The following is a 14543-nucleotide window of genomic DNA, read 5'->3' on the forward strand; positions in this document are numbered from 1 at the left end:
TTAGGAAGTTTGTAATCACCCGCCAGCGGCGTGGCCGGCGTTCAAGGGAGCTCGAGGCGATGGACTATATTTGGACGACGGCCAGCTACATTGTGCCTTTCGTCGTCGTGCTCGGCGTCGTTGTCTTCGTCCACGAATACGGACACTTCATTGTCGGGCGGCTTTGCGGAGTCAAGGTGGACGCCTTTTCCCTAGGCTTCGGCCCGGAACTCTTCGCCTTCGAGGATCGGCACGCGACCCGCTGGAGGATTTCGGCGATTCCGCTTGGCGGCTATGTGAAGTTTCATGGCGACGCCAATGCTGTGACCGCGGGGGTGTCCGACGAGTTCCAACAGATGTCGTCCGAGGAGCGGGCCGTGACTTTCGCGGGTCAGCCGGTCTGGAAGCGGGCGGCAGTGGTCTTCGCCGGACCCTTTTTCAACTTCCTGCTGGCGATCGCGCTATACTGGGGGATGTTCGCGCTGGTGGGTCGGCCGGTCGTGGTCGACGGCCAGCTTGTGATCGCTCCGCGCATCTCGGCGGTCCAAGCGGACGGCGCCGGCGCGAAGGCCGGCTTTCGCCCGGGCGACCTCGTTAAGTCCGTGGACGGAGCGCCGATCGAAAGCTTCGCGCTGTTCCAGAAGCGAATCGCGGCCTCGCCAGGGAGAGCGCTGCACATCGTCGTAGAGCGCGGCTCGGCCTCCGCCGAGCTCGAAGCGACACCGGCGGCTGTGAGCGGGAAGGACGGGCAGACGATCGGACGACTGGGGCTTAACTCCAGTGAGGACATCCGCGACATGCGGATGCGAAAATGCGGGCCGATCGAGTCTCTCGGGCTCGCCTTCGAGGAAACCGGAAGCATCGTCGAGCAGACAGGCAAGTTTATCGAGGGGATATTCGCCGGACGCGAGAGCGCGAGTCAGCTTTCGGGACCGATTGGGATTGCGGAAGCCTCGGGCAAAATGGCTCAGAAGATCAGCTCACTGGGAATCTGGCCGTTAATAAACCTGATTGCGCTGCTCTCGGTGTCGGTCGGCCTCCTCAATCTCATGCCCGTGCCGCTTCTGGACGGCGGGCATCTGATGTTTTTCGTGATAGAGGCGGTTCGCGGCCGTGCGCTGAACGAGCGACTGCAGGAATACGCCTTCAAGATCGGCTTTGTGATGGTGTCGTCGCTCATGCTTCTCGCGACCTACAACGACCTTGCCCGACACTTGAAGCTCTAGATGTGACCGCGATGCGAAAAAGTGGAAAACCGGTTTTTCGTACAAATCGCAGTCTAAGCTTCAAGAATCGATCACGTTTTCTGCGTTCAGGCGGCTCCGCCTGAACGCATCGTGATCTGGGGGCGCTGATCTCCGCCGCGATTCTTCCACTCGCCGCTCCGTTCGACTTGCGCGCGTGGCCGCGTTGGAATTCGTCGCGGGCCGACACAGGCGGCGGAAAAACGCCGCACCATATGCCACGTAGAGCAGAAAACCAATCTTAACCAATCCTTTATCATGATATGTGGCTTTTGCGCCACGCCTTGGACAAATTGATCTTCGAAGGTGCTCGCGGCATTTCCAGCCACACCCAAAGCGAGTAGAACGTTAAGGGTTCCGAGCGGACGGTAATCCGTCCAATCGAGGCAAGAAGCTCCGCTCCGGGCTTCGCGACGAGGACGAGGACCAAGACTGCATGCGATCGACCCGACTCTTTTGCAGGAACGCCGCTCTGGCTGTCGCGGCCTTCCTCGCGTTGGCGGGCTTCGTCTGCCCTGCGGCGGCGGATATCGTCGTTGAGGGCGTGCCGCCCGCCCAAGCACAGGCCGTCCGCGACTACTTCCCGGGCGCGAGCGAGGAGGAGGTCCAGGCTGGCCTCGAGGCGCTGCGCGCCAGCGGGCGTTTCGGGGACGCCTATGTGACGAGGAGCGGCGGCAATGTGATCGTGCATGTCGCAGCCGGCACGGTCATCAATCGCATCGCCTTCGAAGGCAACAGCAAGATCAAGACCGAAAATCTCGAGAAAATCGTGCGCCTCGCCGCGCACAAGTCCTTCAATGCGCGTGTCGCGGACGAGGACTCGGCGCATATCACCGAGGCCTATCGAGTGAACGGTCGCGCCGCCGCCAGGGTCAGCTACCGCGTAGTGCCTCTGCCGAACGGCACGATCGACGTGGTCTTCAAGATCGACGAAGGCGATAAGACGGGCATCAAGGAAATCCGCTTCGTCGGCAATACTGTATTCTCCTCCAGTCGTCTCAAGAGCATGATGGAGACGACGGAGATGAATTTCTACTCCTTCCTCAAGACGAGCGACGTCTACGATCCCGAGCGCGTCGCCGGCGACCTCGAGCTCATCCGCCGGTTCTACCTCAAGAACGGCTATGCCGACTTCCACATCGTGAGCTCGGACGCGCGCTATGAGCCAGAGCTAGGCGGCTATGTCCTGGAGGTCGTCATCGAAGAAGGCCCGCAATATCGCGTCTCTTCGGTCGACATCGAATCGCATTTGCCCGACATCGACGCGGGCGCCTTGCGACCGCTGCTGCGGCTCGCGCCGGGCGACGTTTACAATGGCGTCGCGGTCGAGCAGACTGTCGACGCTCTGACCCGGGAGATCGCGCATAAGGGCTATGCTTTCACGCAGGCCCGGCCGCGCGGCCAACGCAATCCCGCCGACCGCACCGTCGCCGTCAATTTCGTCCTCGACGAAGGGCCTCGCGTCTTCATCGAGCGCATCAACATTCGCGGCAACGCGAAGACCCGCGAATATGTCATTCGCCGCGAATTCGAGGTCGGCGAAGGCGACCCCTACAACCGCGTGCTGATCGATCGCGCGGAGCGCCACCTCAACGGGCTCGGCTACTTCAAGAAGGTGAAGATAACCAATGAGCCGGGGTCCGCGCCGGATCGCGTGGTCATCAATGTCGATGTCGAGGAGCAGTCGACGGGCAGCTTCAACGTCTCGGGGGGCTATTCGACGACCCAAGGCTTCATTGGCGAGGTGTCGGTCTCGGACAGCAATTTCATGGGCCGAGGCGAGGCCGTTCGTCTCTCGCTCGAGGAAGGGCAACGCGCACGCGGCGTGACTTTCAGCTTTACCGAGCCCTATTTCCTCGATCAGCGCATGTCGGGCGGCTTCGACGTGTATGCCCGCAAGAGCGACGCCTGGACCTACTCGTACTACAGCCAGACGTCCTATGGAGCCACGCTGCGGCTCGGACTGCCGATCACCGAGGAAATCACCTTCCAGCCGCATTACTCGATCTACGAGACTCAGATCTCTATCCCGAACGACTCGCAAAAGCCCTACAACGACTGTCAGCAGCCGATCCCCGGCTACACACCCGGATTCGGTTATTGGCTTGCGCCAAACACCAGCAATCTCAGTGTGTTTTATAACTGTATGACCAACGGCGAAGCCTCGCTCGCGATCAAGGACTCAGTGGGCGCGCGTCTGACCTCGGCTCTCGGTTACACGTTGGGCTTCAGCAATCTCGACAATCCGCGTAATCCGAGGAACGGCTCGACGGTCACTTTCACGCAGGACGTGGCTGGGCTCGGCGGCTTCTCGCGCTTTGTGCGGACGAGCGGCGAGGCGCGCTACTATCACGATCTGGACTTCCTCAACTATGGGGGCTGGAACTTCCTCTCCGACATGGTCGGCATTGGCCGCGTCCAGGCCGGCAATCTGACGCCGCTCTTTGGCTATCAACCCCGCGTCTTCGACAACTTCAATCTGGGTTCCAATCTGGTGCGCGGCTTCGCGCCCGGCGGCATCGGCCCGCGCGACCTGTCAAACTGGACCAGCTACCAGGGCAACGCGCTCGGGGGCACCAATTACTTCGGTGTGACTACCGAGGTGCAGTTCCCGATCTGGGGCCTGCCGAAGGACATCGGTCTGCGCGGCGCGGTCTTCAATGACGTGGGCTCGCTGTGGGACTTCCGCGGTAAGACCTACTATCCGAAGGCCTATGCTGCCGGCTTGGCATTCGGCCAGACAAACTGCCTACCTTACACGGCGCCGACCTACGGCCAGGGCGCCTGCTTGCTGACGCACCCGCTGGGAGGCGGAGCCGACACCTCGGCCTTCCAGATCCGCGACTCCGTCGGCGTCTCGCTCTTGTGGCAGTCGCCGCTCGGTCCGATCCGCTTCGACTACTCTTTCCCGATCGTCAAAGGGCCCTATGACGTGACGAAGCGGTTCAACTTCTCCGGTGGCACGACCTTCTGATCCTTGCTGGGCGGGGGAGGGGATCTTCGCGAAAGTTGACAGGCTTTTGCGATCTGAATCCCTCTCCCGTTTCGTATCGGCTCTCCGCCGCTGTTCTTTTGAAAAAGTTTCCGCTGGATTTGAAATCCGCTGGTCGCCGCAGCCTCTTTTATGAAAAATCCGCTTCACGCTTCTTGAGAAGATGCTCTAGAGATTCTTTGCAAAATCCGGCTCCCCGAGCTGGCGGGACAGAATCTCCATGCGTTGGGACGGACGGGTGAGCGACTACCGCTTTTTTGCAAAGCCTCAGCCTATGCCGCTCGCCGAGATCGCCGCGAGGACCAATGCGCGCCTCGCCGGTCGGGAGGGCGCTGGCGATATAGCGATCTCCGGCGTGGCGACACTGGAGGACGCGCGACCCGGCGAGATCGTCTTTTATGATTCCACGCGTTACGCGCCGGCTCTCGCGCTTTGCCGCGCTTCCGCCTGTTTCCTGCGGGAAGGCGCTTCCGCGCAGCCCCCGGAGGGAGTCGCGCGGCTGTTCGTCGCCGATCCGCATCGAGCGATGGCGCTCGCCGGGGCGCTGCTCTTTCCCGAGGCCTTGGCGCCGGGATCGCTCTTTCTCGCTGCCGGGGCGTCGCCCGGCGCCATCGTGCATCCGACAGCACGACTGGAGTCTGGCGTCACCCTCGATCCGGGCGTCGTGGTTGGCCCCTTTGCAGAGATCGGCGCCGGAAGCGTGCTCGGCGCGCAGGCTTCGATCGGCCCTGGGGTAAAGATCGGGCGGAACTGCCGGATCGGACCGCATGCGTCGCTCATGCACGCCTTCATCGGCGATCGGGTGATCATACATGCGGGCGTGCGGCTCGGTCAGGACGGATTCGGTTTCGCGCTCGGCGCGCAAGGGCATTTAAAAGCGCCGCAGCTCAAGCGCGTCGTCGTTCAGGATGACGTCGAAATCGGCGCCAATACGACGATCGATCGCGGCGCGCTGAGGGATACGATCGTCGGCGAAGGCGCGAAGATCGACAATCTCGTGCAGATCGGTCACAACGTGGTCATCGGCAGGGGGTGCGTGATCTGCGCGCAGACCGGCGTGGCGGGATCGACCGAGATCGGCGATTTCGTGGTCATCGGCGGGCAGGCGGCGATCGGCGGCCATCTCATGATCGGCGCCGGCGCCCAGATCGCCGCGCGCGCCGGCGTCGTGAGAGACGTCGCGCCCGGCGCGCGGATGGGCGGCGCTCCGGCCCGGCCGATACGCGAGTTTCTGCGCGCAGAGGCGCTGCTTTCGCGCATGAGCCGGCGTTCGGCCGCGCCGTCTCGTGAGGGATAATGCGGGAACGCATCGATCTCTTCGGCTTCCGAGCGGGAAATGCGCTAGAGAAGCGACCCGCGCCATGGGGAGGAACAACATGAATCAGGCCGCCACGGGCGCGAAGCTCGATTCCGTCGATATTTTGGGGATTCTCGAGCTGTTGCCGCATCGCTATCCCTTTCTCTTGATTGATCGCGTTGTCGATATCCGCGGCGACGAATACGGCGTCGGGATCAAGAACGTCACGATGAACGAGCCGCAGTTCCAGGGCCATTTCCCTGAACGGCCGGTCATGCCGGGCGTTCTGATGATCGAGGCGATGGCGCAGACAGCGGGCGTCATCGCGATCCATGCCCATAAGGGCAATGGGTCGCGTCCGAAGAGTGTCTATTTCGTGACGATCGACAAGGCGAAGTTCAGAAAGCCCGTTGGGCCCGGCGATCGGCTCGAGCTGCGCATGACCAAGACCGCGCACAAGCGAAACATCTTCTGGTATCGCGGCGAGGGCGTCGTCGACGGCGCGCTCGTCTGCGAGGCCGAGATCAGCGCCATGCTCGGGACCTGAGGAGCTTTTTCGGCAAGGGGACATAGAAGGTGGCGGAGACGCGGGCGCACCCTTCAGCGATCATCGAAGCGGGCGCACGCCTCGGAGAGGGCCTCTCGATCGGGCCTTATTGTCACATTGGGCCGGAGGTCGAGATTGGCGACGGCTCCGTGCTCCATTCCCATGTCGTTGTCATGGGCGCGACGCGCCTGGGGCCGCGCGCGAAAGTCTTTCCCTTCGCCGCCATCGGCGCACGCTCTCAAGATCTGATTTCGGGCGATGGGGAAGGGCGGCTCGTCATCGGCGCCGACTGCATTATTCGCGAGGGCGTCACGATCAACGCCGGCACGCGCGAGGGCGGCGTCGAAACCCGCATCGGCGACGGCTGCGCGCTGCTCGCCAATTCGCATTTGGCGCATGACTGCCGGCTCGGCGACCGGGTCGTTCTCTCGAACGGCGTGCTGATCGGGGGGCATGTGCAGATCGGCGACGACGTCATGATCGGCGGTGGCGCGGCGGTGCATCAGCACGCCCGGATCGGCGCGCAGGTCTTTGTCGCGGGACTGGCGGGGATTGAGGGCGACATCATCCCTTTCGCGCGCGCGGGCGGACATCGCGCGCATCTCTTCGGCCTCAATCTCGTGGGGTTGCGCCGGCGCGGCTATTCCAGCGCGCGCATCGCGCGATTGCGCGAAGCCTACCGACGGCTTTTTCCCGGCAAGCCGGCTCCCCGCGAGGAGCGGATCGCGGCTTTGCGCGCCTTTGCGGGCGACGACCCCGACATCAATCTCCTGATCGAGTTCCTTTCCGAGCCGTCGTCGCGTCAGCTCGCGACGCCGCGCCCCGGCGGCTTCGCGCGCGACGCCGAGAACGCTTCGTGACGAAGATTTTTCTCGTCGCTGGCGAAGCCTCCGGCGACATGCTGGGCGCAGCCCTCATGCGCGCGCTGCGACGCGCGAGTTCTGACGTCGACTTCGCCGGCGTGGGAGGAGGGGAAATGACGGCGGAAGGCTTGAGGAGCCTGTTTCCGCTCGGTGACGTCGCCGTGATGGGATTGACGCCGGTATTGGCGCGGCTGCCTTTGCTCGCGCGTCGTCTCCAGGAGACCGTTCGAGCGATTCTCGACGAGCCCCCGAACTGTCTCGTGCTCATCGACGCGCCCGACTTCACGCATCGCGTCGCGCGTCGCGTGCGAGCGGCAAATCCGGACATTCGGATCGTCGATTACGTCTGTCCGAGCGTCTGGGCCTGGCGGCAGGGGCGGGCGCGCAAGATGCGCAGCTATGTCGATCACGTGCTGGCGATCCTGCCTTTCGAGCCAGCCGCGCTCGTAAGGCTTGGCGGTCCACCCTGCGATTATGTCGGCCATCCGCTCATCGAGCGCATCGATGAATTCGCGCGCGGTGACGAGGACACGCCGCGCGACCGCCTCCTTGTCGTGCTCCCGGGATCGCGCGAGGCCGAGGTCCGCCGCATGACGCCTCTTTACGGAGTCGTCGCGGCTTTGCTGCAACGCGAGTTTCCCTTGCTTGAGGTCGCCGTGCCGCCGACGGAGGCGCTCGAAGCCTTGGTGAAGACTGAGATCGCGCGTTGGGCGAAGCCTCCGCGTCTCTTGCGCCAATCGGAGAAATTCGCCGCCTTTCGTCACGCGGGCGCGGCGCTGGCGACTTCAGGAGTGGTGACGCTGGAGCTCGCGCTCGCGATGACCCCGATGGCGGTCGCCTACAAAGTCTCGACGCCGGAGAGTTTCCTGCGGCCGCTCGTCAAATTGGAGAATTTCGCTCTGCCCAATCTGATTCTCGCCCGCTCGGCCGCGGACCGCGCGGTTCCAGAGTTTTTCCAGGGAGAAGCCAGTCCCGAGGCGCTGGCGGCGACGCTGGCGGCTCTCTTGCGCGGGGGCGCGGAACGCGAGGCGCAGCTTTCGGCCTTCTCGACGCTGCGCGCCAAAATGCTCGGCTCGGGCTCGAGCCCGAGCGCCGCCGAGATCGTGCTGTCTTACGCACGCGGCGGCGAAAAGTCGCGCTGATAAACGAGGGCGGGGGCTTGTGTCGGCCGTTTTTTGAATTATTCTAAGTTGTGCGCCCAAACAGCGGCGCGAGCGGCGCGCCCTGGGCGGCGCTTGGATTTCCTCGAGGGAGCAAGACACGATGGCTACGCTGAAAGGCAGCAAGACTGAATCCAATCTGAAGGCCGCATTTGCGGGCGAGTCGCAGGCGAATCGCCGTTATCTCTATTTCGCTCAAAAGGCGGACGTGGAAGGCTATAACGACGTGGCGGCCGTGTTCCGCTCCACCGCTGAGGGCGAGACGGGCCATGCGCATGGCCATCTCGAGTTCCTCGAGGCTGTGGGCGACCCGGCCACCGGCCTGCCGATCGGTGCCACGGGAGACAATCTCAAGGCCGCCGTCGCGGGCGAGACCCACGAGTACACGGACATGTATCCGGGGATGGCGCGTTCGGCTCGCGAAGAGGGCTTCGAGGAGATCGCCGAGTGGTTCGAGACGCTGGCCAAGGCCGAGCGTTCGCACGCGGGTCGCTTCCAGCGCGCTCTCGACGACCTGAAGTAAGCGCAGGTAGTCGGCAATCGTCAGTCGGCAGTCGGCGCCAACCGACTGCCGAATGCCTACCTACGACTGCCGCTAGAAAGAGAAGGACGAAGATGCGGGAAGGCAGCCTCGAGGCTCCGACACGGCACGCGCTGGATTGGCGCAGTGAGGATTTTTACGACGAGGCGAAGCTCGACGCCGAGATTCGGCGCGTCTTCGACATTTGTCACACGTGCCGGCGATGCTTCAACCTGTGCGACAGCTTCCCAAGACTCTTCGACCTTGTCGACGAGTCTAAGAGCGGCGAGCTCGACACCGTCGCGAGCGCGGACTTCAAGCCCGTCGTCGACGCCTGCACGCTCTGCGACATGTGCTTCATGACGAAGTGCCCCTATGTGCCGCCCCACGAGTTCAACATCGACTTCCCGCATCTGATGCTGCGCTATCGCGCGGTCGAGGCGAAGAAGAACGGCGTCTCCATCGCCGATCGCACGCTCGCCGAAACCGACCGCAACGGCCGGATCGGGACGAAGCTCTCGGGGATCGCCAACTGGGCGACGGCGCTCGGCAACAAGCTGACGCGCAGCCTCGCCTCGCGGCTTTTTGACCTCAATCCGCAAGCCGCGCTGCCGCCTTTCGCGAGTGAAACGCTCGAAGCCTTCGCGGAGAAAGCTCCGCCACCGGCCTCGCTGACCCAGGCCAAAGGCCGCAAGGCCGTGCTCTACGCGACCTGTTACGGCGATTACAACGAGACCTCGATCGGCAAGGCGGCGCTCGCCGTGCTCGCCAAGAACGGCGTCGAAATCAAGGTCTTGCATCCCGGCTGCTGCGGCATGCCCAAGCTCGAACAGGGGCTCATCGGCGAAGTCGCCGAGAGCGCGAAGACGGTCGCCAAGGCCTTCGCGCCGCTGATCGCGGAAGGTTATTCGATCGTGGCGCCGGTTCCCTCCTGCGCGCTGATGCTAAAGTTCGAATGGCCGCTTATCCTGCCCGATGACGAGGATGTGAAGCGGCTCGCCGCGGCGACACGCGATCTCTCCGAATACATCGTGGACATTGCGCAGAATGAGGGGCTCGCCGAAGGCCTGAAGCCGCTCGAGGGCGGCGTCGCCTTCCATGTCTCCTGCCATTCGCGCGCGCAAAACATCGGTCAAAAGGGCGCTGAGCTTCTGCGGCTCGTGCCGGCGATGGATCTCACCGTCATCGAGCGCTGCTCGGGTCACGGCGGCGCCTGGGGGTGCAAGGGCGAGCACTTTGACATCGCGCTCAAGGTGGGCAAGCCCGTCGCGCGGCAGGTCGCGGGCTCCGGCAAGAAATATATGGTTTCGGAATGCCCGCTTGCTGGGACGCATATCGAGCAGGGCGTCGAGCGCGTGGCGGGCGAGGGCGAGCCGAGACCCGAACGTCTCGCGCATCCGATCGAGCTCTTGGCGCGCGCTTATGGCGTAGCGGGGTAGGGGCCAAAACCCAGGCGCCTGCGCGCCCAATCGTCCGGCCAAAGTCAGCTTTCTAAGGGACTGCGGTCGATGTCCTGAGCCCGGGCATCGGCAACCCGCCACTCGGAGCCCCCCCGGTCCAACGACCGGCGCGGGTCTTGCCAGCCCCGCCTTCCTCGTCTTCGCGGGCCTGTGGATAAAGGCGCGCGGCTTTCTGGCACGCAACAAATCGACGCGATCGTGAAAGCGGTCACGGGGCCCGGACAAGGGAATTCTGCCCCTGATAGCGGGCGCGCCTGCCCGCATTTCATCGACGCAAACGCGTTCATCCTTCCAACCCCTCTCCCAACCATCTGATATGTTTATGCCCCTTTCGATCCGCACAAGCGTGGCCCCGCTGGCCTCGATCTTGCGGTTTCTTAGTGTCCGTCAATCTCTGCTTCGGCTTTCAGACGAAAGCTTGACCTCTTCACTGGGGGACGCGCTCGCGCCGAAACGGGGACTCGACGGGGGCTCGCCGGTGACTGATCGCGTCGTGAGTCAGTTGTTGACCGAGCTCGATGGCGTCGAAGCGCTTAGGGACGTCTGGGTGATTGCCGCCACAAATCGACTGGACATGATCGACGAGGCGCTTCCGCGCGCAGGTCCACTCGATTTTCACCTCGAGGTGACGCGACCCGATCGGGTCGCGCGCGTGGCGATTCTGGCGGCCCATCTATGCAAGAAGCCCGTTGATGAAGCCGTCGATCTCACAGCCTTGGCGGAATTGACGGAGGGATTGTCTGCGGCTCGGGACCGACGCAGCAACTGTGGGCGAGTCTTCGGAAACGCGTGCGACTTTGGCGGCTCAACCAAAGTCTTAACGAGGGGAGAGTGTCATGGCGTCATACGGCATCCATTGGCGAGAGCGACAAACGAATGCCATTCACCGGAGCCTCGATCACCTGTTGGCCATGGCGCATCGGTACCGCAAGGAAAGCAATCTGCGGCAGGCGATGGAGATGTACTGGATGTTGTTGGAAGACCACTCCGGGACAGAGCAATCGCTGGAAGCGCAAGAGAGTCTGCTGGAACTGGCCGAGAGCTACGAACGTGACGAGTGGCGACATACGGCGCGCGCCGTCTACGAGCGTATAGTAAGCACGGCGCTACAATCCGATGTCCTGTCACAAGAGATCGGTGCGGCCGCATGACAACGCAATGATTGCGCTCGGTTTTCGCGCGCAAGGGCTTTCCGCGTCCGATTGAGCGCGGGTTCTGCGCCGGGTAGAGGCGTTCTGGCCTTAGCTGTGCTGCTCCTCGCGGGCGCGATGAGGCGCTTGCGCGGCTTGTTGGGGAGAGGATCGCGCGGCGCCGGACCTAAGGGGCTTCAGAAAAGGCGCCCGCCCCGGGCCTCCGAAGGGCGTCGCTTCTGGCGCGCCTCATTCGCCGGCCCTCACGCCGCGTCGCCCGCTTCTCGAACGCGACATGCGGGCGCATCCACGTCCCTCGCCACGGCGACGGCGTTTCGGTTAGCGCGCCAAGCCCGATGCCCGATGCCCGATGCTCCCGCCAGTCCGGCCGCACGTCAACGGGGCGCGCGCCGCAGGAGGCGCAGCGCAAGCGCCGCGCCAGGATGGGAGCGGAGCCTTCGACGTTGCGCAAGCTCACGCTCGGCTGCCTCGGGCTCGCCGCGAGCTATCTGATTCTGGCCTTCGCCGCCGCGATCGTCGAAGCCGCGCAGGCGCCGTTGCGGAGGATGCTCTCCGTCTGAGGCTCGGCGAGCTTCGCGACGACGGCGTTCGCTGGGGGCAACACGTCGCCCTTGCAGGAATCGAAGGAATCGAAGATGAGCGAGCTAAAAAAGCTAGCGCCATTCCCGCGAGCAGCTCTGGAGGTTGAGCACGCAAGCCAGGAGTGACGCAAGGAGGGCGTGCTCCCTTGCAAGACTTGGTCGGCCATCCGATCGCGTCTGCTCTCCTCTCCGGAACGCGGAAAGGCTGAGCCGGGCGAAAGAGGCGTCAAGACGGACCGCTGTCGCAGGAGCCGGCGCACCGCGAGAAGGCGGCTCGCGCGGCAGAATGCGCGTCCCCGTCAATTCGGCGCATCCTTCAACTCTAAGCTGGAGCAGACAGGCTTCGTTCGGCGCAGCGAGCCCAGGAGCTCCTGCAGGACTTTGAACTCCACGGGCTTCCTCAGATGCTCGTCGAAGCCCGCCTCCAGCGTGCTGAGGCGGTGTTTCGCCTGACCAAAGCCCGTCAGAGCGATCAGCAGGAGGTCTCGCCCGCCGGGGAGCTGACGCAGCCGGCTGGCGGTCTCGTAGCCGTCCATATCGGGCATCATGAGGTCGAGAAACACCACCTCGGGCTTGAACGCCGCCGCTATCTGCAGCGCCGATTGCCCGCCATAGGCTGCGCGAGCGTTAGCGTCCAAGGTTTCCAGCAGTAGGGTGAGGCTGTCGGCGACGTCCCGATTGTCGTCCACCACCAGGACGCGCGGCGCGGCAAATAAATTCGCCGTCGGTTTTGCGGTTTCGGCGTCCGGCAAGGGAAGGCGGACGATGAACTCGCTGCCCAGCCCGGAACCTTCGCTGCGGGCCTCCACTTGGCCGCCATGCAATTCGACGAGCTTGCGCACCAGCGCCAAGCCAACGCCCAGTCCACGCTTGGAATGCCCAAAGCTGTTGTCGATTTGACTGAAGAGGTCGAACACGCGGGTCAATTGGCTTTTGGGGACGCCGATGCCGTTGTCGCGAACGCGAATGACGGCGTAGCCATCCTCAACGCGAGCCGAGATCTCGATGCGCCCGCCGGGCTCGGTGAATTTGCAGGCGTTGCTGAGCAGATTGGTCACCACCTGGACGAGGCGCGTAGGATCTGCGTCAAGCAACAAGGACTCGGATGGAAGCGAAATCGTTAAGCGATGTCCGAACTCGGCGAAGAACGACTGACTCGCCGCCACTCCGTCGTTGACGGCCTGGGCCAGGTCGATGCGCTCCGTGCGCAGCTCGATCAACCCCTGGTTCACGCGGGAGACTTCCAGCAGATCATCCACCAGCCGCACCAGATGACTGGCTTGACGCGCCATCATCTCATACACCCGCAGCGTTTTAGAGGCGTCCGCGCCGCCCGCTTGCAATATCTGCAATCCGTTCACGATAGGCGCCAAGGGATTGCGCAGCTCGTGGGCGAGCATCGCCAGGAATTCGTCCTTGCGGCGGTCCACCAGCCGGAGAGCGTCCTCGACGGCTTTGCGGTCCGTGATGTCGGTGACGCACGCTACCCAGCCGACGACCCGGCCTTCGGCGTCGCAGTCCGGCGTGTAGCTGATGCGCAGGTATCGCTGACCTGTGTCGCTAAATGGAACTTCGGCTTCGTAGACGACATTCTCGCCGCGTAGCGCGCGCTCGACATACGGCCGAATCCTCTCGCAGGTTTCGGCGCCCACGACCTCGACGAGAGGCCGACCAATGATTTGAGCGAGCGGTTTGCCGGTGATCTTGGCGTAGGCCGGGTTGGCGGACAGATAGACCCAGTCGCGGCTACATCGGATGAGGCCGACATCGGCGTTGTTCGAGACGCGCCGCAAGCGCTCCTCGCTCTCGCGCAGCGCGTTCTCGGTCCGCTTGCGGTCGGTGATATCGAGGCCTTCGCAGAGAAAGAACTCGACCTGCCCCTCATCGTCCCGAAGCGCCGTCACGGCGTTGAGGGCGTAGCGTACCGCGCCATCGCTTGTTTGATATTCGACTTCGTCGCGGGACGCGCCGGGACGCTCCAGCGCCTCCTCGAACTGTCGCCGCCAGCGTGCGCGCACTTCCGGCAGATCCCGCAACCAGGGGCTGTCGAGGAAGAACTCGCCGATGACATCCTCGGCCGCCACCCCGGTCCCGCGAAGAACGGAATCGCTAATTTCAACGATGCGTCCCTCCGGGCTCAACAACGTTGTATACAGGAACTGATAATCGAAGATTGCGCGGCGGCGCCGTTCGCTCGCACGCAAGGCCCTCATCGCTTGCTTGGATTCGGTGATGTCGATGCAGATGCCGAACCACTCGACGATCTCGCCCTCGGCATCGCGAATCGGCGCGGCCCGCACGCTCATCCAACGCCACTCGCCGTCGTGACGACGGATGCGCTGCTCGTTTTGATATGACTCGCCCTGCGCCACCGCCGCCCGCCACGCCGAGGCCGTAGCGACGCGGTCCTCTGGATGAACGGCGTGCAACCAGCCGTCTCCCATCATTTCCTCGCCCGTCTGTCCCGTGAAGGCCATCCAATCCGCTTGCGGCTCGTCGACGCGGCCGGAGGGCGGGCAGGTCCAGCTCACCGCGCCAACTGCGTTGACCAGGGCGCGCAGGCGCAGCTCGCTACTTCGCGCCTCGGTCTCGGCCTGATTCTGCATCAAAGACCCATTCCCCATACCCATTCTGCCAATTTCTTGATCGCTAAATTTCGCCTGATAATCCGCTTTGATTGAAGCGTCTTGGCGATTTACTCGGCAATTGTAAACCGATCCTGCGTCGATCGCACGCGGAGATTGAGGCT

11 protein-coding genes are annotated in these 14543 nt (G+C 63.7%); 10 read left to right on the forward strand and 1 reads right to left on the reverse strand.

The window, feature by feature from the left end; translation table 11 throughout:
* Positions 1 to 59: 59 nt before the first annotated feature.
* The 10 genes from QMG80_RS13070 to QMG80_RS13120 all read left to right on the forward strand — a co-directional run bounded on the left by QMG80_RS13070 (position 60) and on the right by QMG80_RS13120 (position 11773).
* A complete protein-coding gene (locus QMG80_RS13070) occupies positions 60 to 1205 on the forward strand; it encodes a M50 family metallopeptidase (protein ID WP_085773206.1) in 1146 nt (381 codons plus the stop codon).
* A 454-nt stretch (positions 1206 to 1659) separates the two neighbouring features.
* Positions 1660 to 4197 (forward strand): outer membrane protein assembly factor BamA, encoded by a 2538-nt coding sequence (gene bamA, locus QMG80_RS13075; RefSeq protein ID WP_085773207.1) that lies wholly within the window; start codon positions 1660 to 1662, stop codon positions 4195 to 4197.
* 256 nt (positions 4198 to 4453) lie between these two features.
* A complete protein-coding gene (gene lpxD, locus QMG80_RS13080) occupies positions 4454 to 5512 on the forward strand; it encodes a UDP-3-O-(3-hydroxymyristoyl)glucosamine N-acyltransferase (RefSeq protein ID WP_085773875.1) in 1059 nt (352 codons plus the stop codon).
* A gap of 79 nt (positions 5513 to 5591) precedes the next feature.
* Complete coding sequence (gene fabZ, locus QMG80_RS13085; protein WP_085773208.1) at positions 5592 to 6059, forward strand: 3-hydroxyacyl-ACP dehydratase FabZ; 468 nt, start codon at positions 5592 to 5594, stop codon at positions 6057 to 6059.
* A gap of 29 nt (positions 6060 to 6088) precedes the next feature.
* Positions 6089 to 6919, forward strand: coding sequence for an acyl-ACP--UDP-N-acetylglucosamine O-acyltransferase (lpxA, locus tag QMG80_RS13090; RefSeq protein ID WP_085773209.1), 831 nt, complete (start codon positions 6089 to 6091; stop codon positions 6917 to 6919).
* The gene (lpxB, locus tag QMG80_RS13095; protein ID WP_085773210.1) at positions 6916 to 8064 is read left to right on the forward strand and encodes a lipid-A-disaccharide synthase; all 1149 of its coding nucleotides are present in this window, start codon (positions 6916 to 6918) and stop codon (positions 8062 to 8064) included. Before lpxA ends, lpxB begins: the two co-directional genes overlap by 4 nt.
* A gap of 121 nt (positions 8065 to 8185) precedes the next feature.
* Positions 8186 to 8605 (forward strand): rubrerythrin family protein, encoded by a 420-nt coding sequence (locus QMG80_RS13100; protein WP_085773211.1) that lies wholly within the window; start codon positions 8186 to 8188, stop codon positions 8603 to 8605.
* Positions 8606 to 8697: 92 nt separating this feature from the next.
* Positions 8698 to 10041, forward strand: coding sequence for a (Fe-S)-binding protein (locus QMG80_RS13105; protein WP_085773212.1), 1344 nt, complete (start codon positions 8698 to 8700; stop codon positions 10039 to 10041).
* 343 nt (positions 10042 to 10384) lie between these two features.
* Positions 10385 to 11116 (forward strand): AAA family ATPase, encoded by a 732-nt coding sequence (locus tag QMG80_RS21735; protein WP_425351445.1) that lies wholly within the window; start codon positions 10385 to 10387, stop codon positions 11114 to 11116.
* A gap of 432 nt (positions 11117 to 11548) precedes the next feature.
* Entirely contained in the window at positions 11549 to 11773 is a 225-nt protein-coding gene (locus QMG80_RS13120) for a hypothetical protein (RefSeq protein WP_085773214.1), read from the forward strand.
* A gap of 320 nt (positions 11774 to 12093) precedes the next feature.
* On the opposite strand, the gene QMG80_RS13125 is transcribed toward QMG80_RS13120, so the two are convergent.
* Positions 12094 to 14400, reverse strand: coding sequence for a hybrid sensor histidine kinase/response regulator (locus QMG80_RS13125; protein ID WP_158658890.1), 2307 nt, complete (start codon positions 14398 to 14400; stop codon positions 12094 to 12096).
* Between the last annotated feature and the right edge of the window lie 143 nt (positions 14401 to 14543).

This window comes from Methylocystis bryophila (assembly GCF_027925445.1).
Lineage (GTDB): Bacteria > Pseudomonadota > Alphaproteobacteria > Rhizobiales > Beijerinckiaceae > Methylocystis > Methylocystis bryophila.